The 21,246-nt window shown below is 34.9% G+C and carries 24 protein-coding genes; 17 read left to right on the forward strand and 7 right to left on the reverse strand.

Annotated elements, in window-relative coordinates:
- Nucleotides 1-57 precede the first annotated feature (57 nt).
- The 3 genes from RTW14_RS03575 to RTW14_RS03585 all read left to right on the forward strand — a co-directional run bounded on the left by RTW14_RS03575 (nt 58) and on the right by RTW14_RS03585 (nt 1,631).
- Nucleotides 58-654, forward strand: a complete 597-nt coding sequence (locus RTW14_RS03575; RefSeq protein ID WP_312648317.1) for a TetR/AcrR family transcriptional regulator — start codon at nt 58-60, stop codon at nt 652-654.
- Between the two features lie 2 nt (nt 655-656).
- Nucleotides 657-890 carry a zinc ribbon domain-containing protein gene (locus tag RTW14_RS03580; RefSeq protein ID WP_312648318.1) on the forward strand — a complete coding sequence of 78 codons (234 nt, stop codon included), beginning with the start codon at nt 657-659 and terminating at the stop codon, nt 888-890.
- Nucleotides 891-1,037: 147 nt separating this feature from the next.
- Nucleotides 1,038-1,631 (forward strand): dienelactone hydrolase family protein, encoded by a 594-nt coding sequence (locus tag RTW14_RS03585; RefSeq protein WP_312648319.1) that lies wholly within the window; start codon nt 1,038-1,040, stop codon nt 1,629-1,631.
- A 101-nt stretch (nt 1,632-1,732) separates the two neighbouring features.
- On the opposite strand, the gene pdxR is transcribed toward RTW14_RS03585, so the two are convergent.
- Nucleotides 1,733-3,136 carry a MocR-like pyridoxine biosynthesis transcription factor PdxR gene (pdxR, locus tag RTW14_RS03590; RefSeq protein ID WP_312648320.1) on the reverse strand — a complete coding sequence of 468 codons (1,404 nt, stop codon included), beginning with the start codon at nt 3,134-3,136 and terminating at the stop codon, nt 1,733-1,735.
- A 120-nt stretch (nt 3,137-3,256) separates the two neighbouring features.
- On the opposite strand from pdxR, the gene RTW14_RS03595 reads away from it, so the two are divergent.
- Nucleotides 3,257-4,096: an arylamine N-acetyltransferase family protein gene (locus tag RTW14_RS03595; RefSeq protein WP_312648321.1), complete on the forward strand. Its 840-nt coding sequence runs from the start codon at nt 3,257-3,259 to the stop codon at nt 4,094-4,096.
- A gap of 7 nt (nt 4,097-4,103) precedes the next feature.
- Here RTW14_RS03595 and RTW14_RS03600 read toward each other — a convergent pair whose 3' ends face one another.
- The gene (locus RTW14_RS03600) at nt 4,104-4,847 is read right to left on the reverse strand and encodes a 3'-5' exonuclease (protein ID WP_312648322.1); all 744 of its coding nucleotides are present in this window, start codon (nt 4,845-4,847) and stop codon (nt 4,104-4,106) included.
- Between the two features lie 164 nt (nt 4,848-5,011).
- On the opposite strand from RTW14_RS03600, the gene RTW14_RS03605 reads away from it, so the two are divergent.
- From RTW14_RS03605 to RTW14_RS03640, 8 genes are all read left to right on the forward strand, one after another.
- A complete protein-coding gene (locus RTW14_RS03605) occupies nt 5,012-5,764 on the forward strand; it encodes an MBL fold metallo-hydrolase (protein ID WP_312648323.1) in 753 nt (250 codons plus the stop codon).
- Between the two features lie 344 nt (nt 5,765-6,108).
- Nucleotides 6,109-6,882: a hypothetical protein gene (locus RTW14_RS03610; protein ID WP_312648324.1), complete on the forward strand. Its 774-nt coding sequence runs from the start codon at nt 6,109-6,111 to the stop codon at nt 6,880-6,882.
- A gap of 26 nt (nt 6,883-6,908) precedes the next feature.
- A complete protein-coding gene (locus RTW14_RS03615) occupies nt 6,909-7,601 on the forward strand; it encodes a response regulator transcription factor (RefSeq protein ID WP_312648325.1) in 693 nt (230 codons plus the stop codon).
- On the forward strand, nt 7,601-9,010 hold the full coding sequence (locus RTW14_RS03620; protein WP_312648326.1) for a HAMP domain-containing sensor histidine kinase: 1,410 nt from the start codon (nt 7,601-7,603) through the stop codon (nt 9,008-9,010). The genes RTW14_RS03615 and RTW14_RS03620 overlap by 1 nt, the downstream gene beginning before the upstream one ends.
- 12 nt (nt 9,011-9,022) lie before the next feature.
- Entirely contained in the window at nt 9,023-9,406 is a 384-nt protein-coding gene (locus RTW14_RS03625; RefSeq protein ID WP_312648327.1) for a hypothetical protein, read from the forward strand.
- A 12-nt stretch (nt 9,407-9,418) separates the two neighbouring features.
- On the forward strand, nt 9,419-9,928 hold the full coding sequence (locus RTW14_RS03630) for a hypothetical protein (RefSeq protein WP_312648328.1): 510 nt from the start codon (nt 9,419-9,421) through the stop codon (nt 9,926-9,928).
- 83 nt (nt 9,929-10,011) lie between these two features.
- Nucleotides 10,012-10,593 carry a helix-turn-helix domain-containing protein gene (locus RTW14_RS03635; RefSeq protein WP_312648329.1) on the forward strand — a complete coding sequence of 194 codons (582 nt, stop codon included), beginning with the start codon at nt 10,012-10,014 and terminating at the stop codon, nt 10,591-10,593.
- A 105-nt stretch (nt 10,594-10,698) separates the two neighbouring features.
- Nucleotides 10,699-11,889 carry an iron-containing alcohol dehydrogenase gene (locus RTW14_RS03640; protein ID WP_312648330.1) on the forward strand — a complete coding sequence of 397 codons (1,191 nt, stop codon included), beginning with the start codon at nt 10,699-10,701 and terminating at the stop codon, nt 11,887-11,889.
- Nucleotides 11,890-11,947: 58 nt separating this feature from the next.
- On the opposite strand, the gene RTW14_RS03645 is transcribed toward RTW14_RS03640, so the two are convergent.
- The gene (locus tag RTW14_RS03645) at nt 11,948-12,244 is read right to left on the reverse strand and encodes a DUF3892 domain-containing protein (RefSeq protein WP_312648331.1); all 297 of its coding nucleotides are present in this window, start codon (nt 12,242-12,244) and stop codon (nt 11,948-11,950) included.
- A 157-nt stretch (nt 12,245-12,401) separates the two neighbouring features.
- Here RTW14_RS03645 and RTW14_RS03650 point away from each other — a divergent pair, with 157 nt between their 5' ends.
- The 5 genes from RTW14_RS03650 (at nt 12,402) to RTW14_RS03670 (ending at nt 16,751) form a co-directional block, all read left to right on the forward strand.
- On the forward strand, nt 12,402-13,166 hold the full coding sequence (locus RTW14_RS03650) for an ABC transporter ATP-binding protein (protein ID WP_312648332.1): 765 nt from the start codon (nt 12,402-12,404) through the stop codon (nt 13,164-13,166).
- Nucleotides 13,159-13,965 (forward strand): ABC transporter permease, encoded by an 807-nt coding sequence (locus RTW14_RS03655; RefSeq protein ID WP_312648333.1) that lies wholly within the window; start codon nt 13,159-13,161, stop codon nt 13,963-13,965. Before RTW14_RS03650 ends, RTW14_RS03655 begins: the two co-directional genes overlap by 8 nt.
- A gap of 50 nt (nt 13,966-14,015) precedes the next feature.
- Nucleotides 14,016-15,017 carry an ABC transporter substrate-binding protein gene (locus tag RTW14_RS03660; RefSeq protein ID WP_312648334.1) on the forward strand — a complete coding sequence of 334 codons (1,002 nt, stop codon included), beginning with the start codon at nt 14,016-14,018 and terminating at the stop codon, nt 15,015-15,017.
- A 167-nt stretch (nt 15,018-15,184) separates the two neighbouring features.
- Nucleotides 15,185-16,234 carry a M23 family metallopeptidase gene (locus RTW14_RS03665; protein ID WP_312648335.1) on the forward strand — a complete coding sequence of 350 codons (1,050 nt, stop codon included), beginning with the start codon at nt 15,185-15,187 and terminating at the stop codon, nt 16,232-16,234.
- 94 nt (nt 16,235-16,328) lie between these two features.
- A complete protein-coding gene (locus RTW14_RS03670; protein WP_312648336.1) occupies nt 16,329-16,751 on the forward strand; it encodes a PPC domain-containing DNA-binding protein in 423 nt (140 codons plus the stop codon).
- A gap of 77 nt (nt 16,752-16,828) precedes the next feature.
- Here the strand turns inward: RTW14_RS03670 and RTW14_RS03675 are convergent, their stop codons facing one another.
- The 4 genes from RTW14_RS03675 to RTW14_RS03690 all read right to left on the reverse strand — a co-directional run bounded on the left by RTW14_RS03675 (nt 16,829) and on the right by RTW14_RS03690 (nt 21,033).
- Entirely contained in the window at nt 16,829-18,166 is a 1,338-nt protein-coding gene (locus RTW14_RS03675) for an MATE family efflux transporter (RefSeq protein ID WP_312648337.1), read from the reverse strand.
- Nucleotides 18,167-18,245: 79 nt separating this feature from the next.
- A complete protein-coding gene (locus RTW14_RS03680) occupies nt 18,246-19,079 on the reverse strand; it encodes an AraC family transcriptional regulator (RefSeq protein ID WP_312648338.1) in 834 nt (277 codons plus the stop codon).
- 17 nt (nt 19,080-19,096) lie between these two features.
- Nucleotides 19,097-20,437, reverse strand: a complete 1,341-nt coding sequence (locus RTW14_RS03685) for an MATE family efflux transporter (RefSeq protein WP_312648339.1) — start codon at nt 20,435-20,437, stop codon at nt 19,097-19,099.
- Nucleotides 20,434-21,033: a TetR/AcrR family transcriptional regulator gene (locus RTW14_RS03690; protein ID WP_312648340.1), complete on the reverse strand. Its 600-nt coding sequence runs from the start codon at nt 21,031-21,033 to the stop codon at nt 20,434-20,436. The genes RTW14_RS03685 and RTW14_RS03690 overlap by 4 nt, the downstream gene beginning before the upstream one ends.
- Between the last annotated feature and the right edge of the window lie 213 nt (nt 21,034-21,246).

Raw genomic sequence — 21,246 nt, forward strand, 5'->3', positions numbered from 1 at the left:
GAATCCTCTTTATAAAATATAATGAGTATACACTCAATGAGTTAGGAGTCAATTAAGATGAATAAAAGGCAGGAACAAAAAGCTAAAACCAGAGAACATATAATTCAGATAGCATTTAATGAATTTTCCAATAACGGGTTGACTAACACTTCAACTGCTGACATTGCAAGAGCTGCAGGAGTTTCTCATGGAACAATATTTGCCCATTTCCCTACAAGAGAAATGCTGTTGGATATAGTTATAGAGGAATTTGGCATAAGAATAACAAAGCGCTTGCATGAATTGGTTGATGAAACCTGTGGGATGCAAGAGATACTTGAAGCACATCTGAAAGGAATAGAGGAATATGAAGATTTTTATATTAGACTGATTTCGGAAGCTCCTTTACTTCAAGTAAGTTCAAGAAATACCTTGATTATGATTCAATCTGCCATTTCATTTCATCTTACACAAGTAGCAGAAAGGGAGCAGAAAAATCATAAAATTAAAAAAATGCCTTTGAATCTTATGTTCAACACATGGGTTGGATTGATTCATTACTATCTGACCAATCAAGAGATGTTTGCACCAGGGAAATCTGTTGTATCAAGATATAGAGAAATCTGGATTGAACATTTTATAAATCTAATTTCCATAAACGAAGGAGGAAAATAAAAATGAAAACATGTATTGCGTGCGGTATGCCTATGAAAGCAAAGGAAGATTATGCTATGGAGGATGAAAGCAAAGACTATTGCAGATACTGTGCAAGACAGGATGGTTCTATGCAGTCTTATGAAGAAAAGCTGACAAGTATGACTGAATTTATTGTCAGAACTCAGGGATTGGATAAAGAAGCAGCAAAAGAAGCAGCAAAAGGCATGATGGAAAAATTGCCAGCTTGGAAGTAATAATACACCAATTTTACTGTTAAAGAAATAATGTACCTAGAGAAATATTCTGGGTGCATTATTTGATTCAATATTAGATAACAGACAGGAAGAATGAACACTGGAAAAACAAGTAGAAATAATGCATAAGGGGTTGTAGATTAAAAAATGATTAAATATATAAAGAACAGTGAAACGGCAATCATAGTATTACATGAGATTTATGGCAGGAACGACTTTATTAAAGATGTTTGTGCTGAATATTTCGAAGAAGGCTTTGATGTATATTGTCCTAATTTATTAGCAACCCATAAAACTTTCTCTTATGAGGAGACTGAAGAGGCTTACTCTTATTTTATCAATGGAAGTGGGTTTGATGTCTATTCTGATATTTTGTGTCTAATACAAAAGCTAAAGGAACATTATAAAAAGGTAATTGTTTTAGGCTTTAGTATTGGGGCTACTGTTGCATGGCGTTGTTGTGAAAGTGCCTATTGTGATGGAATTATAGCCTGCTATGGATCCCGCATAAGAGATTATTTAAATTTAAAACCTAAATGCCAAATGTTTTTAATGTTTGCGGAACAAGATTCTTTTGATGTTAATTCAATATGTGAACAGCTATTACAGAAACCAAATCTTGAAATTATGAGGATAAATGCACAACATGGCTTTCTTGATAAATACTCAAAGTATTACAATCCAGAAAAGACAAAAGTTTTTAAAGAGCAAAGGGAAATTTGGCTTAATCATTATAAATAGGTTAATCCGGGTAAGAATAGAGGAATAAAGTTTCAATAACGAAATTTAAAACAAGGGGCTGCTTTAAGCAGCCCCTTGTTCTTACTTTAATAATCAGGAAATCAAATGTTCCTTAAAACTTCAGAAAGCTTTTCGATACTTTCAGGGATCTCTACTGTAGGAATAGAGCTAAAACCAATCAGTATCTGATTTTTAGGACAAACGGATTGGTTTATCCAGTATATATCCGTTGCATAGACATGTATTTGACTCTCTGCAAATCTGCTTATTAACTCCTGCTGATTAAGAGAAGCATCCAGTGTTAATATAAAATGTAATCCGGCGCTGGTCCCTTGAATCTTTACGCAGGGAGGAAGCGTTTTTTGAAGGTAAGTCAAAATCAGATTATTCTTTTTCCTATAATGTGCTCTCAATGAATTTATATGTTTTTGATAATCTCCGCAGCGAATAAAGTTTGCTAAAGCTATCTGCAAGAAAGAGGGAACCGAGCAATTGGATAGTTGGTATTTTGCGTTATATAATGTCATGAGGGACTCTGGAAGTACTAAAAAGGCAATTCGTAAATCAGGAGAAAGTGATTTGGAAAATGTACCTAAGTAAATTGTTCGGTTGTAATGGTCAATAGATTGCAAAGAGGGAATAGGAAGAGTATTATATCGCAGCTCACTATCATAATCATCTTCAATAATGTAGCTGTTATTTTGATCTGCCCAATCTAGAAGAGAAAGTCTTTTGGTAATGGGAAGAACACTTCCCATAGGAAATTGGTGGGAAGGGGTAATATATAGTAAGGCATTATGAATATCTTCCAGAGCACTAATCATTATGCCGTCACTTTCTAGTGGAATAGGAATGATGTTGTGATTGTTTCTTTCAAACACAATGCGTGTTCCATTATAGCCGGGATCTTCCATGGCAAAATGCCAATCTTTATTTGAAAAAATGTGAGCTATGATTTCTAAAGAGTGTTGATGCCCACTTGTTATGACAATTTGGTCAGAAGTGCATTTGACACCACGTGCCAGATGTAGATAATCAGCTAATCCTTTTCTTAGTTGGAGATTTCCTTGATGCTCTGTATATGATATCTTAGACTGTAATGCAATTTGATCAAAGGCTTCCAGGACACATTTACGCCATGTTTTGGTTTGGTAACAATTATAGTCCAAATCTCCATACTGGAAATCATATTTATAATGAGTAGTTAAGATAGAAGGAGACAAAGCGGCAATTTTCGAGGGCATATCTAAGAAAATGGAATTTTGAAAATCTATTTGTTCAACATAATAGCCAGATCCTGTAACTGATTTTACAAAACCCTCCAATAGTAACTGATCATATGCAGCAATAACAGTATTTCTACCTAGCATCAAGTCTGATGCAAGTTCGCGTGTGGCTGGTAATTTTTGACCAGCTATCAATTTCCCGGTTAAAATTTGTTCCTTTAATTGCATATATAGCTGCTTGTATAATGATATTTTTGAGCTTTTATCTATTGATATCATCTGTTTTACCTCACATAAATTGGTTCCAATAAAAATAAAGGAATTGGAACTTAAAACAAAACCAATTAAATGCTATTATAAAACACATAGACTGAATAAACAAGGAGTAAAGGATTAATTATGACGATAGATGAAAGTTTTGTGTTGACGGAAGAACAGGTTAGAAATTATTTTACTAGATTAGAAATCGTGTATGATAAAGACAAATGGAAACCATCAGAGGAAAACTTGACAATTTTACAAAATATACATATTGCTATGATTCCTTATGAAAATTTATCAATACTAATGAAGGAAACTATATCCTTAAACGGAAATGATTTATATGATAAAATCATTGTCAATCATAGAGGAGGGTATTGCTTTGAGGTAAATGGACTGTTCACACATTTATTAAAAGCATTGGGATATCAAGTTACTGTATACAATTGTAGATTTATTTATGAAAATCAAGGCGTGCAAATACGCAGACATCGAATTATGAAAGTAGATTTTGAACAGATGTCTTATATCACTGATGTAAGTTTTCGTAACGAATCTCCAAGATATGCGCTTAGGTTCGTATGTGACGAGGTGCAATCGGATGGGATAGCAGAATACAAGTTTACTCAAGACGAATATTATGGGTATGTGATGTGGCAGAAGTTGACTGGGCAGAGTTGGAAAAAAGTTTTTGGATTTGAAGAAAGTCCACAATCAGAAACAGACTTTTTTCTACCAAACTATTTTTGTGAAACACATCCTCAATCTCCTTTTGTCGATGAACCGCATATGTCGATTTGCCCTGAAAATGAGCATATCACCATTGCAGGAAGAAAGTTTGTTTCGTCAAAGAAAAATATAATAGTGGAAACAAGAACAATCAATTCAGGGGAAGAATTTTGCCATTTTTGTAAAGCGTATTTTGGGATTGTTATAGATAAGAAGACAGCGGAAACAATACTGTCAAACTCAAATTAATACTTTTTTATTTTAGAAATTGATTGGTTTTCCCCATCTTATAGGCGAGAATAATCATATCTTGTTCTTCTTTGCTTAATCCACGGGCATACATTTTTTCAAATTGTTGTAGTAGTTTTTCAAAATCCACAATCTTTTTTCGTTGTATGGAACGAATGGATATATAATCAGGATTATATTTCTTTGGCTCAATGATAGGACTATTTATTCTTTTAAATATTTCTGCGGTATAATAGGCATCATAAAAAGCATTATGAAATGCATAAGGCATTGGAATTTTCAGCGATTCAACAGCAGTCTGAAGCTTTAACAATTTTGTTTTAGAAAAGCCTAAACGAAGCGAAAGATAGGGCTGAATATTAATATACATTTCAGGCAATAGGCTTTTATCTAATTTATGGTATTCAACATTTCTAAATAGCTCTTTCATATCAGACATTCCCCAGACACAAAAAGCAGAATCCACTTGGCCAGTAAATGAAATATAGTCATTGAAAACTTTAGAAAATGACTCCTCTGATGTAAGCTGCTCTGTGGTAATACCAGTCAAATCTGAGATAAAGGGATTAACTTGTGAATAAATGGACGGCTTTACATAACGGTTAAAAGTTGCAATTGTCTTAAAATTTGAATCTAATTTCACAGCACCAATTTGAATAATCTCAAAGGGAGTTTTAGCCTTTTTTTCAATAGAAGACAGAGATGAACAACTACCCTGATTAAATTCTAAATCAAATACAATATAGTACATGTAAGATCTCCTTCAAAATAAACTCAACCTTATTTTTAGCTAAAAATAAGATAATATTCTTGGGACAGTTTTAATTTTCCATAAAAGGGTAAACATATATTGTTAATAGAAAAAAAGAAAGGGAAGGTATTGCATTTAGCTTTGCAGTATTTATTGGGTATAGTATGATGAAAATAGAAGCCTTAGAGTTTTATAAAAATGGAGAAATGCAGGAATCGTTTGCATTTGGAGGATCAATGGAAAAAGCGTTGATTCAAGAGGACGTAATATATCCTGCAAGTTTACAAAACTATTTAATAGACACAGGTAAGGAAGTAATTTTAATAGACACAGGGTTACCTGTTGAAACACCAGAATTTAAAAAGGAGTCAAATCAGAAGTTATTTATGGGTGAAAAAATTGCAGATTTTGTAACTGCTTTAAAAAAGCTTGGTTATAGCCCGGAAGATATAGATAAAGTACTTGTGACACACAAACATCCAGACCATACAGGGGAACTAAGAATGTTTCCTAATGCTAAAATATATATATCTGAAATAGAGGCAGATGCTATGAATCTGCAAGGTGAGAATATCATAAGAGTTTCTTTTAAAGATGGAAATTTTAAAAACTTTGAACAAAGTGAAAAAATAAGTGAAGGCTTAACTATGTTACCTGCATATGGACATACTAAAGGAAATTCGATTTTTGTTTTGGAATGGGATGGGATTTATTATTTATTCCACGGGGATGTTACATATACTGATGAAGCTTTAAGAAAGAATGCCTTATCAGTCGTGTTTGAAGATATTGATTCAGCAAAAGAAACTTTGGAAAAAGTAAGAACCTTTGTAAATGAAAATGACACTGTATATTTGTCAACACATACGCCAGAGGGAATTGCTTCTCTGAAGCAGAGGAAAATAATGAAGTTATAAATGAATTTATAATGGAAGTAATAATCAAAAATGAAATATTTGTTAAAGCATCTTGTAAAGCAATGGGAGAACCAAGCTTTAAGATGCTTTTTATTTTATCTTTGCTAAATCGCAGATCTTTCTTTGAAAAAGGCAAAGGAAAACCTTGTTTCTTAATAATAATATAAACGCTATTTTTTATGAATGTAGTTAATATAAGATGTGGTATAATGCTTACAATAGCTATAAATAGTTTACAATCTGTTTACAAATCAACTGTTTTTTATTCATATTTGACCTTTATCATGTAAATATACCAAATAAAGTAAATGGCATATACATTGATTGAAAGGAGAAAAATAAAGATGAAGAAAATGAGTACAAAAATATTGGGTTTGATGATGGTAATGGCTTTAGGAGTGGGAGGAGCTGTGAACGCTTTTGCAGCAGAAAGTCCAGAAAATACTGATTTACAGCAGGAGCAGCAGACAGCACAGGCTACAGAGGTTGTTACGGAAACACAGGTGGCTGATGATGCTGAGGAAGCGCAGGATAAAGAAGCAATTCAGATAATGGATGAAATAGAAGCTATAGGAGATGCCGACAGCGTTGAAGACTTGGAGAACATTGAGCCAGCGGAAGTATCAGAAGCTGAAGTTACAACCGAAAGAAGACTTTTAACCATGAAGAGGGAAATGCTTACGCTAAGGGCTGAGTTACTTGGAGTAGATGTAGAGGGTTTGACTCTGGAAGAAATGAAGATTGTCATAAAGGCTGCAGCTATGGAGAAGATTACTAATAAAGCTATTAGGTATGGCATTAATCCTGAAGGTTTAGCAGAGGACCAGATCAGAGATCTTATAAAGGAAAAGAAAGTTGAATTTAAAACCGAATTAGAAACTGCAAAGACACAAAAAGCAGAGGTTAAAGCACAAATTAGAGAGCTTAGAGAAGCTGCAAAGGTAGAAAAAGCAGAAAACAAAGCGGAAACAAAAGAACTTAGAGAAGCTGCAAAAATAGAAAAGGCTGAGATTAAAGCTGAGACTAAAGAAAAAATTAAAGCTTTGAAGGAACAAATTAAAACAGTAAAACAGCCAGCAACTGATTCAGATAAGGAAGAAAATGCAGAGAATGAATAGACAAAAATAGAGAGAAAAGAGAGCAGATGCAAACACAGAAAATATTGATAGTAGACGATGATAAAAATATTTGTAAGTTAATGGAGCTCTATCTTGGCAATGCAGGTTATATTACAACCTGCTGCCATGATGGGAGCTCTGCTCTTGATTATATAAGTAAAGGGGATTATGATTTAGTAATTCTTGATTTAATGCTCCCTGCCATAAACGGCTGGGAGGTTTGTCGTTTGATGAAAATGGAAAAAAATATACCTGTTATCATGGTTACAGCAAGAGATATGATTGAGGATAAGGTAAATGGGTTTGATGCGGGAGCAGATGATTACTTAGTAAAGCCTTTTGAACCTAAAGAGCTTTTGGCAAGGGTAAAGGTAAGAATAAGAAATGCTGCGCCAACAGATAATAAACAGATCAATAAACCAATTAATATAGATAATCTCATGGTTGATATAAATAAATATGAGGTAAGGTTAAATAGTAAAAGTATTAATTTAAAACCTAAAGAAATCCAGTTGTTATATTTTTTACTGACAAATAGAAATATTGTGTTTACTAGAGAACAGCTGCTGGAGAAAATATGGGATTATTCTTACATGGGAGATACGAGGACGGTTGATGTACATATTAAATGCATAAGAGAAAAATTGAGTATCAAATCTAAGGTCTGGGAAATCAAAACTGTTTGGGGAGTAGGATATAAACTGGAGGTATACGAATAATGAAGAGCATTTTTTCAAGGCTTTTAGTGACCTACTTTGTGATTACACTCCTTATAATTGTTATACTTACCTCTGCAATTTCATTTATGTATAAAACTATTGTCATGGAAGAGAAAAAGGAAAGCTTTGAAGTTATAGCGAAAAGAATAGAAATTTTAACAGAAAAATATACAGCAGGTACCATGTCCCTTGAAGGACTGAATTCTGCAGTAAATGGAATGAGTTACAGTGCCGATGCTATGATATATGTTATACAAATAGATAAAGATAGTTTTTCACAAGGAAAAGAACTGACATATCAGGGCGTTACAGATAAATTTGTATATGAGGATTTATCTACTGTACTTAATGGGAAGCAAGTGTTCCGAAAAAATGAATATTCCCAGAAGCTTGAAACCTATGTGGTATATATGGGATATCCATTAAAAATTAAAACAGAAATAAAAGGTGCGATACTGATGTTTTGCCCTATAAATAATATAAACCAAAATATAATGAAGATGAACCGCATTTTATGGAGTTGCTGTGCGATGATTATGTTAATCAGTATTCCCATTATTTTTATCAATTCTCGTAGAATATCAAAACCTATAGAGCAGGTTGAAAAAGCGGCGAGAAGTATAGCAAAGGGCGAAATGATATCAGCTGTTCAGGTTCCATCAAAAGATGAAATAGGAATGCTTGCTCATTCTTTTAATAATATGAAAGATCAACTTGAAATTAACGATAAAATAAGGCGGGAATTCATTGCAAATGTATCTCATGAGTTGAGAACACCACTTACTTCAATTGGTGGATTTGTACAGGCAATGTTAGACGGTATCATTACCGTAGAGAATTCTAGGGAGTATTTAAAAATTATAAGGGGAGAAACAAATCGTTTAGTAAATTTGACGTCTGAACTTCTTGACATAACTAAAATTCAGTCGGGAGTAATGAAACTGAACATTGAAGAAATACTATTATACGAAGTTGTGGCAGAGTCAATATTAATTTTAAGAGAAAAAGCTGATAGTAAAGGTATTACAATCAGTATTCTAGTGGATAAAAAACTAAGGGTTTCTATGGATCGAGAACGTTTGATGCAGATTTTTATCAATATTTTGAGTAATGCTGTACGGTATTCAGAAATAGGTGGGCAAATAGATATTACAGCCAAAGAAAAAAAGCATCTGGTTGAAATAACCGTAGCGGATACGGGCATAGGTATTTCAGAAAAGGATTTACCTTTTATATTTGATAAATTCTATCAATCCAAAAACCATCTGATTCCGGAAAAAGAAAGTAGTGGCCTGGGGCTTTCTATTGTTAAGAATCTGGTGGTTCTAAGTGGTGGAAATATTACTGCAAAAAGTAAAAAGGGAGAGGGCACACAAATTTGTTTTACTGTAAATAAGGTGGAAGGATAGGGTACAGGATATATGAATAAAAGAGAGTTATTAAAATATGTTCTATTGCTTTTATTTACAGCAATATTAATTTCAGGTTGTAGTAAATCAGTTGAAATCGAGGATGTTTCAGGTGATTCTAATCAGATGGCTTCACAAGAAGATAATAGTGAGTCTGTGCAAATAGAGGATGAAGATTTAAGTCAATCTGAAAAGGAAAAAGAGGTTGAACAAGCTGATGAGAACAGTATACAACAGATAGAAAAAAATGAGAATAAAGACCTAGAGCAGAATGATGTAGCATCAGTTATAGTAAAATCAGAAAATAATTTGTCTGATTCAGAGAAAGAGGAAATCGTTAATCAGCTCTCTACTGAAGTAGACGACCTTTTAAATGAAATTAATTCTATGGAGTAGAAAGGATAATAAATGTTTTTACTAAAAGGAAATTTAAATATAAAAATAATATGTATACTATGCATTTGTATCCTGGGTATAAGTGGAATTCAGACAGCTTACGCAGGCGCTAATCATGGCAAAAATGATGGGAATCTAAAAGAAGAGATAACTATATTAAATGAACAGGTTAAGCAAAATAATTCAGACCTCAAAGAACTTAGGAAACAAATGAATAATATAACTGTTTCTATACAGAAAAAGGCACATAAACTAGGTTCCCCCAAAATGGTCATTACACAGGCAAAGGTTGCAGATTTAAAAACTGCCGTATCATTGGTAAAGTCAAGTAAGGAAAGTATTAAAGCTTTTAAAAATGATGGGCTGAAAGAATATATTTCTTCAGGTAAAACTGCAAGAGAAAAAAAAGAATTTGAGCTGGCACAGGAAAGCTATAATAATGCCATTGTTTTACAGGTGCAGAGAAAGCAAACCTTAAATTCAATAATAAGCCAGTTAAACACAGTGGATCAACTTTTATAATTGAGATGGGAGATGAAACTCTACGGAGCGTTTATTGAAATTTTTTTTGTCAGCATTTAATCTGAAATATGGAGGTGAGCAACATGGATTGCAATAAGGTTGGAGAATTGATACTAAGTTTACGAAAAGAAAAAGGAATGACTCAAAAGCAGCTTGCAGATTTAATGAATATCAGTGATAAAGCAATCTCCAAATGGGAGCGCGGCTTGGGCTGCCCTGATGTATCCTTGCTTAGGGAACTCTCCAATGTATTAGGAGTAAATATTGAAAAAATATTATTAGGTAATTTAGAGCCTAATGATGCAGACGGAGGAAATATGAAGAAGATTAAATTTTACGTATGTCCCAATTGTGGAAACGTATTGACTGCTACGGGGGAAGGCGAGGTGTTCTGCTGTGGGAGGAAACTTACACAACTAATTCCAAAGGCAGCAGATGAAATACATGAAATATCGGTAGAAGAAGTAGAGAATGATTATTATATAACATTTAATCATGACATGAGCAAATCTCATTTTATAAGCTTTGTAGCATATGTGTGTTACGACAGGGTGCTTTTAGTTAAATTGTATCCGGAACAAAATGCAGAAGTAAGATTTCCAGCTATGCGTAAAGGCAAAATCTATTTTTACTGCAGTCAGCATGGATTGTGGGTCAAAAATTAATAAATAATATTGTAGAAAAATTTTGGTATAAAAATTAAAAAATAAGTTTACCCTATACTTAAAACGTGTATAAAAATAATAATAAATACATAGGAGGAAGTTTATATGGCAAGATTTACATTACCAAGAGATCTTTATCACGGAAGTGGTTGTTTGTCTGAGTTAAAGAATTTACAAGGCAAAAAAGCATTTTTAGTTGTTGGCGGTGGTTCAATGAAACGTTTTGGGTTCTTGGATCAGGCAGTAGGGTACTTAAAAGAAGCGGGGATGAAAGTAGAATTATTTGAAAACGTAGAACCAGACCCCAGCGTTGATACGGTTATGAAAGGTGCTGAAGCGATGAAAAAGTTCCAGCCCGATTGGATTATTTCTATGGGAGGCGGATCCCCTATAGATGCCGCTAAAGCTATGTGGGCATTTTATGAATATCCAGATACTACTTTTGAGGATTTAATTATTCCTTTTAATTTCCCTCAATTAAGAACAAAAGCCAGATTCTGTGCGATTCCTTCAACATCAGGAACTGCTACAGAAGTGACAGCTTTCAGTGTTATTACAGATTATGCTAAAGGTATTAAATATCCTTTAGCTGACTTCAATATCACACCTGATGTGGCTATCGTAGATCCTCAGCTTGCTGAAACTATGCCGCCTAAATTAACAGCATTTACAGGAATGGATGCAATGACTCATGCTATAGAAGCTTATGTATCCACTCTTCATTGCGATTACACTGACCCACTTGCGCTTCATGCTATCAAAATGGTACATGAATTCCTAAAGAAGTCTTTTGACGGAGACAAAGAAGCCAAAGAGAGAATGCACAATGCACAGTGTCTTGCTGGTATGGCATTTTCAAATGCATTATTAGGTATCGTCCACTCAATGGCACATAAGACCGGGGCAGCTTATAGCGGTGGCCATATTGTTCATGGCTGTGCAAATGCTATGTATTTACCTAGAGTAATCCAGTTTAATGCTAAGAACCTAGATGCCGCCAAGAGATATGGTGAAATTGCAAAGTTTATGGGATTAGAGGGAAGTACTGATGAGGAGCTGATTGAGGCTTTAATTTCTGAAATTAAAGAAATGAATGCTTCCCTTGATATCCCTTGTTGCATAAAGGAATATGAAGGCGGAATTATTGCAGAAGATGAATTTATGGAAAAGCTTTCTAAGGTTGCAGAACTGGCTATTGGAGATGCGTGTACAGGTTCAAACCCAAGAATTCCTAATCAGGAAGAAATGGAAAAACTATTGAAGGCATGTTTCTATGGAGAAGATATTAATTTTTAATTTGATTATGAAAACCCTATGGATAGTACAAATCCATAGGGTTTTTTTATTGTAATTATTAGTGAACAGTAGGCAGTGTACTTAAATTATTGTTGTCAGAACCATCAGGAATTGACTTTAAATATTCTGTATTTCCTCTATGGGCAACTCCCACTCCCATTACCCCGCCACGTCTTGCAAGATCGATACAGTCTTCTTTTGATAGGATGCTGTTGTCAGATAATTGATATCCTGTTACACGGCCGCTATGCTTAACAAGACCTGTGATTCGTTTTGCGTCACTGGAAGGTGTTGGGATTTCATCTAAAGTGTTTCGGGCAAGCGTTGAATCCATTCTGATTTTTTCGTTATTCACTGGAAAACCTCCTTTCTTTTCTTTCCTTGTATTTTGCCTAGAAATAGAGAATTTATAACATGTACAGAATTTATTTAGCAGCCTTCCATATTCACCATTTTGTTTAAAATCACATACAATGTAAGATGATATATTATGAAAACAATGAGGTGATGTTTTGGCAGTATTAGAAGTTCAAAATATAGTGGAAAAATATCAGGCAGTAAATGGGGAAATAACAGCACTGGAAAATATAAGTTTTAATGTTGAAAAAGGTGAATTCGTCAGTGTAGTGGGGCCTAGTGGATGTGGTAAATCAACACTACTTTCCATTATTGCGGGGCTGTTGAAACCTACAGCGGGTGAAATTTATGTAAAAGGAGAAAAAATTGAAAGGGTATCAACCCATATTGGATATATGTTGCAAAAGGATAACTTATTAGAATGGAGAACGATTTATAAAAATGTAATGCTTGGATTAGAAATACAAAAAAACGTAAATCGTGAAAATGAGGAAAGAGTAATTGGATTATTAAAAACATATGGGCTTTATGAATTTAAAGATAAATATCCATCACAATTATCTGGAGGAATGAGACAGCGGGTTGCTCTTATCAGGACGCTTGCAATTAATCCAGATATTTTATTATTAGATGAGGCATTTTCTGCACTTGATTATCAGACGAGATTAGCTGTGACAAATGATGTTTATGGCATATTGAAACAGGAGCAGGTTACGACTATTATGGTTACCCACGATATACCAGAGGGAATAAGCATGGGGGATAAAATTGTTATATTGAGCGCACGACCAGCAATAGTAAAAGAGGTTCTTGACATAGATTTTGAAATGGAGAATAGAAATCCCTTAAATTGCAGAAATAGTCCTAAGTTTGGTAAATACTTTGATTATATTTGGAAGGAGCTAGGTGGTAATGAATGAACAGATAACTTCCAAAGAAAGAATATTGTTTCTGAAGAAACAAAAACATCGAAAGCATATGATTCTTTTTTGGCAGATTGGGATTTTAGTGTTTTTAATAGGCACTTGGGAAATTTCAGCAAGAGTTGGACTTATAGACAGTTTTATTCTCAGCCAGCCTTCAAGGATTTTAAAAACATACGTTAATATGGCTCAAAATGGGCTTCTTATGCACATTGGCGTAACCGTATATGAAACGCTGATGGGATTTGTGCTAGGAGTAATAACTGGCACTATTCTTGCCATAATTCTTTGGTGGAGCAGCCTTATTGCTAAGATAAGTGAGCCATACCTTGTCGTATTAAACAGCCTGCCTAAAATCGCATTAGGACCAGTAATCATCATTATTGTAGGAGCAGGAACAGAAGCAATCATATTTATGGCTTTGGCAATATCCTTAATAGTAACGGTACTTGAGATGTTAAATGGTTTCCAGCATACAGATAAAGAGTATGTAAAAATGGCTACCACATTTGGTGCATCAAAAATGCAGATTTTTAGCAAGATTGTATTCCCATATAACATAGCAACGCTTTTTAATTCATTAAAAATTAATATTGGCTTATCTTTAGTTGGTGTCATCGCAGGTGAATTTTTAGTTTCGAAAGCTGGTCTAGGGTATTTAATTGTCTACGGAGGTCAAGTATTCCAGTTAGACTTGGTTATGGCAAGTGTCATTATATTAGCTGTAGTTGCAGCAATAATGTATGAAGCAGTAGTACTTATGCAAAATTTAGTATTGAAATTATATGGGCATTAACTGCTTTGTTATTTATAAATTATTTCTAAAAAATAGAAAGGAGTTTCAGTATGAGGAAATACAGAAAACTTTTGTGCGGTATATTAACTTTAGTATTAATCATTTCTCTTTTTGCTGGATGTGGTTCTAAACCAAAGGAAAACTACAAGGTTACTGTATGTGAGGTAACACACTCTATCTTTTATGCACCTCAATATGTAGCTATGAATTTAGGGTTTTTTGAAGATGAGGGGATTCAGGTAGAGTTGTCAAACGGACAGGGTGCAGATAAAGTCATGGCTGCCGTCTTATCTGATAATGTTGACATCGGATTTGCCGGCCCTGAGGCCTCTATCTATGTTTATAACGAGGGGAAAGAAGACCATACACAGGTATTTGCCCAGCTTACCCAGCGTGATGGATCCTTCCTTGTAGGGCGTGAAAAGGATGATAATTTTGACTGGAATAAAATCCGGGGCAAAGTAGTATTACCGGGAAGAAAAGGCGGAGTACCTTACATGACTTTAGAATATGTTATAAGAAAAAATGGTATAGATCCAGCCAAAGATACAACGTTAGATAATAGTATTCAATTTGCTTTGATGGCAGGAGCCTTTACAAGCGGAACTGGTGATTATGTTACATTGTTTGAACCTACAGCTTCCATGCTTGAAGCAGAAGGAAAAGGATACATAGTATCCTCCATAGGAGCGGAAAGTGGAGAAATTCCATATACAGCATATTTTGCTAAACAGAGCTTTATAAAAGGAAATGAAGATATGGTTAAGCGTTTCGTATCTGCGATTTATAAAGGACAGCAATGGGTTGACAGTCATACTGCAGAAGAAATTGCGGAAGCTGTTGCACCTTCGTTCCCTGACACGGATATGAAACTCCTAACAACAGTAGTTCAAAGATATAAAGATATTGGTGTCTGGGCAACAGATCCCATCCTTAAAGAAGAACCATATAATTTGCTGCAGGAAGTAATGACTCAGGCAGGAGAATTAAAGGAAAAAGCTCCTTATGAAGAAGTGGTAAATAACACTTATGCGGAAGAGGTTATAAAATAAATCAATAATATAAGAAGTAATGCCAGAACTGTCTCTAAGTTAAAATTTTAGGGACAGTTCTTTATTTATCAAAATGTAATGATTGGGCTTTAGATGAAATATATATAGTAATATTGTATATTTCAACTTCTTGAAGGTTGTTTATAACTTTGGAGGTATATTGCTTTATGTTGTTTATGAATAAAAGAGTACTAACTAATTTATGCTTTGTGATATTGATTGTGCTGGCACTAATCCTAAGTGGACGAATTGCTTTTTACTATTTTAACGACAAAGATGTTTTAGGAACCAATGAAAAAGGCGAAGAGTATATAAAATGGGTGGATTATAATGTACCAAGTGAAGCTATGGAGAGGGCACTCAGTTTAGATATTGAGTCACAGGAGCAAGATATAAAATTAAACTGGATTGAATTATTATCCTATCTGGCAGCTAAGAATGGAAATAATTTTAAGGGCTATAAGGATAAGCAATTAGATGAGATTGCAGAAAAAATTCGGCAAGGTGAGAGCATGAAAGATTTAACAAAGGATATGAAATATTATAATTACTATTATGAGGCTTACAGTGCCGTTCTTTCAGGATTTGCAGGAGCCTATGAAATTGAAGTTGCCAATGAAGATGGGAGAGAAAAACATTGGGAGAAAAGATATGGACTAAAGGCATTTTCGCCGATCGCAAAAAATTATTATTATAACCATTATGATGATTTTGGTCAAAGCCGTTCCTATGGATTTTCAAGAAACCATCTGGGAAATGATCTGATGGGCCAGGTGGGGACTCCTATTATCGCAGTTGAAGGCGGTACTGTTGAAGCTCTAGGCTGGAATCAATACGGTGGATGGCGTATAGGGATACGATCACTGGATAAAAAACGGTACTATTATTATGCTCATCTTCGAAAGGATTTCCCATACAAGCTGGATTTAAAAGAGGGATCAGAAGTAAAAGCTGGTGATGTTATAGGTTATATGGGAAGAACGGGATACAGCACAAAGGAAAACGTAAATAACATAAACCGGACACACCTTCATTTTGGTATGCAGCTTGTATTTGATGAGTCGCAGAAAGAATGCAACAGTGAAATCTGGATTGATGTTTATCAGATAGTACGCTTCTTAGAGGACCACAGATCGGAAGTTGTAAAAAATCTTGTAACCAAAGATTATAGCAGAGTTTATGATATTCGCGAATGTAAGAATGTGAATAATGAATAAATTGGATAAAACATAATTTTGTAGTATAATTTCCTTAAATAAATACTTTCCATTATAATTTATGAGCAAATAATTGCTGTGTGGAGGAAATGCTATGGAATACAGAAGATTTAACAATAAAATAGTAGCCAGAATTGACAAAGGCGAAGAAATATTAGATGCCATTAAAGAAATTGCTTTAAAGGAAGATATTAAACTGGCAAACTTGAATGCCTTAGGCGCTGTAGGGGAATTTACAGTAGGCGTGCTTAAGACAAAAGAAAAAAAGTATTATTCCAACGATTTTAGCGGTGATTTTGAAATCGTTTCATTAACAGGGACCATCAACACAATGAACAATGAGTTTTATTGCCATCTACACATGAGTGCGGGGGATGCTGAGGGAAGAGTTTTCGGAGGACATCTCAACAGAGCTGTTGTAAGTGCTACTTGTGAATTAATTATAGATATTATAGATGGTAAAGTTGATCGGATTTTTAATGAAGAGGTAGGTCTAAACCTATTCAATTTCAATTAAACGAGAGCCGCTGCACAAAGACAATGTGTAGCGGCTCAAATTGAATGGTAGTAAGATTAGTATGCACAGGGTGGACATTAACCTTGGGCTAATCTGTGTGATAGTTTTTTACTTTCTTTTTCTATAAAAAACAAGCTCAAAAGTAAGGTAAGCACTTCTGTAATCGGTGAGACAAGCCATACCCCGGTCATACCGAACAGCGGCGGCAAAGTAAAAATACAAATCAGCAGAATAACCAAACCTCGTGCAGAAGATATAATAGCGGACTCCTTTGCCTTTCCAATTGATGTAAAGTAAAAAGAAGAAATTGTATTAATTCCTGAAAATAAAAATGAAACAGCATAGATTATCACGCCCGAACGCACCATCCGCTCCACGACATCACTTTTTACAAACAGACTGCTGTACCACCCTGAACCAGCTAGCACCAGTAAAAGCACCACGGCTCCTACAGTGAGCACCATGAAGTTGCTTATCCTACGTAGGTTTGCTGCAAGCAAATGTTCCTTTGCCCCATAAGTAAAACTGATGAGAGGGCTTGCCCCCTGACCAAAACCGATAATCACCATGCTGAAGATATAGGCAATATAACCCACTATGGTAAACGCAGTCACACCGTCAACACCAATATTCTTTAGAATTACGAAGTTATAGGCAAACATAGAAATACTCATGGACATCTCACCGACAAATTCTGAGCTGCCATTAAGTAGTGTGCTACGCAGCACCACGCCCGAAAAAGTATATTTGCTGAGTTTGTATACGCTTGACTTCTTGATGAAAAAGTAGAGGATGCACAAAAGGGTAACAATAGCTGAAAGTAATGAGGCAGCAGCAACACCCTTTACACCCCAAGCGAACCAGCGGACAAATAAATAATCCAGAAAAATATTGAGTAGCACGTTGAAAATGTTGACTTGCATAAAATACTGCGGCTTGCCTTCTCCACGGATAAACATACCAAAGGATGCGTTTATCACCATAATTGGAAGCTCCAGCAGAATAATGCCGTAATAGTCTTTGAAAAATCCCGACACTTTTGTATCGGCATTTAAGAGTTGAAGCATCGAATCAAGGCAGAGCCACATGATGATGCTTAGCAGGACGGTCGAAACCATTGCCATGCACATAGTCTGATTAAAAACGCTGTTGCACTTTTTGATGTCCCTACTGCCAAGAGCCATTCCGGCGATTGCCACGCCGCCTACCGACACCATAAGACCCACTGCAAGGTATAAGTAGATAATTGGCAGCCCTAAGTTAACCGCAGCAAGACCTTCTTTTCCCACATAGTTTCCGATAAAAAAACCATCGGCAACCGTAATCAGTGAGGTCAGCACCATTGCAATAATCGATGGAATCGAAAATTGCAAAATTGTGTTAATTTTGTTGTTTTGAATGCTTTCTAAGTTCATTTTTATTTCCTCCATATATCCATTGTTTACACCATAAAGGATAAAGGAATGAAAAGAAAAATACTTCTGTTTTTGTGCTTTATTTGATCGGAATACAAATATCAATTTCCATATACATGGAATCACAGTTTATTTTTCTGTAAATCTCAAAGCCATAGCGATCGTCAATTTCACAGTTACTCTGAGGCAACCATACATTGAAGATACTTTGGTAAGAACTGTATATCTGCTTTACCAAACCTTTGAAGTGATAAATAGCAAATTTTCCACCTTTTAGCACATAGGTATTTTCAAGCATACAGCCTTCTGGGGCAGTTATGCAGATGTCATATAGACATTCATCTATATCGGTAATGGACGGGTCATCATAGGTGCGCTCAAGAAGCAGCGTTAAATCAGTGATATATTCCTTATATTTTTCTTGAAAAGCTCCCCAATGCACTGATAAATCTCCATAATTTCCTTTATGCCGCTCGTATATAGTAAGACAATCCTCAAGAACTTCTATGGAAATTTTTTTGTCGCATTCCTCAAAGGATGCTAACCCTATAGCAGCATCAGTAAAAATTGGGTTTACTAAGGATTTTTGCACAATACTACGCCGAAATTCAATTGGAGATAGATTGTGATGTTGTTTAAATGCAGAGCTGTAGTTTGATGAACTGTAACCGTAATCACAGCTGATATCGGTGATACTTCTGCCTTTCTCAACCTTCAAGCGAAACGCACTTTGCTCCATTTTTATTCGTTTGATAAATTCATAGATGCTTTCTCCAGTTTCCATTCTAAACATTCGGGAAAAGTAATATTTTGAAAAGTTGCAATGAGAGGAAATTTCCTCAACAGATATACTTTCATTGATATGATTTAAGATATAGTCTATTGCATGATTTATGTATTCGTTAGTTATCATTTTTTCTCCCTTTATTTTTAAAACACAGTTTCTTGTAAATGCTTTGCGGATTTATTCCAGATTACAAATGCTACAATGAATGTTAGAGCACCAGATAAGGTTTCTGTAAAAAATACGCCGTAAACTCCCATAAAGGCAGTTAAGGCAACGAGGCAAAGGAGCGGAAATACAATTGCTCGGAAGGCCATGATGATCATAGACTCCTTTGGCTTATCCATGGCAGTTAAAAATGCACTTGTTACCATATTAAACCATGTAAATAGGTAAGATGGAGCAAAAAGCAATAGTGCCACAATGGTCATATCGATAATCTTCACGTTATGTTCTTTTGCAAAAATACTAGCCAAACTCTCTGGAAATAGTAGAATACCGACCATACAAATCACAGATAATGTGGCCGTAGTGATACTTGAAATCTTGAAAAACGAAAAGGCCCTTTTGATTTCCTTTGCACCCAAATTGTAGCTTACAGCGGGCTGTATAGAATCGAGCACTCCATACAAAATACCAAGCAATAAAGTATCGATATACATGACAATGCCGTAACTTGCAACAGCAATGGCACCACCTAAAGCTAAGAGAAACCCATTCACAATTGTTGCAATAAAGGAGCCTGCAATACTGCTGAAAAATTCAGAACTTCCATTGTAAAGAATTCCCACTACTTCTTTCCTTGATATCTGCGGTCTGGAGAAGTGTAAGGTGATCTTTTTGGTAATAAACGGAACAAACGAAAAGATTGAACCTAAAAGCATACTAATGACTGTAGCTAGAGCTGAGTATTCAATGCCCAAACCCAGGCGTGCGATAAAAATCCAGTCTAAGACAATATTGAAAACAGATACAATCACATTGATGTACATGCTGTATTTTGCTTTTCCGCAGACGCGCAAGAAATTATCCATTGCAAATAAAGGCATGATAAAAGGAAAACCAAAGGAAAAGATACGCATATAACGGAATGCCATCTCCGCAAGAACAGGATCTTTTATAAATGCATAAATAAGTGGTTTAAAAAAAATAATTCCTAATACAGAAAAAATAACCCCTAATCCCACAACCATCATGACACTGGCAGAAAACATATATTTGGCTTTCTCTACATTACCTTCTCCAAGTGCAGTTGACACCTTAACCGAAGATCCTACCGCAATCATATTGGACAAAGCAAATAGTATCATCATAATCGGCATAACCAGGTTGACTGCAGCAAGTGCGTGTTCGCCGATGAAACGCCCTACAAAAATCCCGTCAGCCATCATATATATGGAGGAAAAAACCATGCTGAGTATACTGGGTATGGTCAAACGGAAAAATACTTTTTTAACCGAAAGAGTAGTAAATTGTGTTTCTATCATTGCGATGAAAGTTCCTTTCCATTAAATAATTTCAAAATTGCTCCCTCCCATACCGCTTTAGGTTCAACAGGAAGATCATAGAGAATAGCCGCGTCAATTCCAATTAAGATGGTGTACAGAATTTGAGCGTTGATCATCGTATCAAAATCTTTTTGGAAAGCCCCAATCTCAATACCCTGAGCCATACATTTGATTAAAAACTGATTTAAATTTTCGTCTGCGGTTTTGGCAATCTCCTTTAAGGCACAAATTCGTGTTGTTTGAAGATCAATTTCTGCATAGACCTTTCTTAAACTGGGGTTTTCAAAGTAAGAATCGATTAGGGCTTCACCAAATGAGATTAGCTCCCTTTGATAGGATGTAATACTGATTCCATCTTCAAAAAGGTGCGTTTTGTGAGAATAGTCAAATTCGTAAAGCTCTTGCACCATTTGCAAAAAAATCTCCTCTTTTGATTTAAAATAGTAATAGACAGATGCCTTTTTAATTCCGATGGAATCAGAAATCTGCCCAATAGACGTTTTGTCGTAGCCTTTTTCGGCGACTAAATCGTACATTGCACCTACAATTTTATTTTTTGTGGTATTGTCATTCATAATAAATACCTCTTTTACTAGTATTATTTTACCTAACGTTAGGTAAAATAATACTAGTAAAAATGCCATTTTGTCAATACCTTTACCTTGTTTCATTTAGGATGTTATAATTTAGGTTATATACAAGAAAAATATAAAGTGGAAAAAACACATGAAACATATAAATGTTATATAGTGACAAAACTTTAATTTTTAAACATAATATAAAAGAAT

It is taken from the genome of Aminipila sp. (assembly GCF_032051575.1).
GTDB lineage: Bacteria > Bacillota > Clostridia > Peptostreptococcales > Anaerovoracaceae > Aminipila.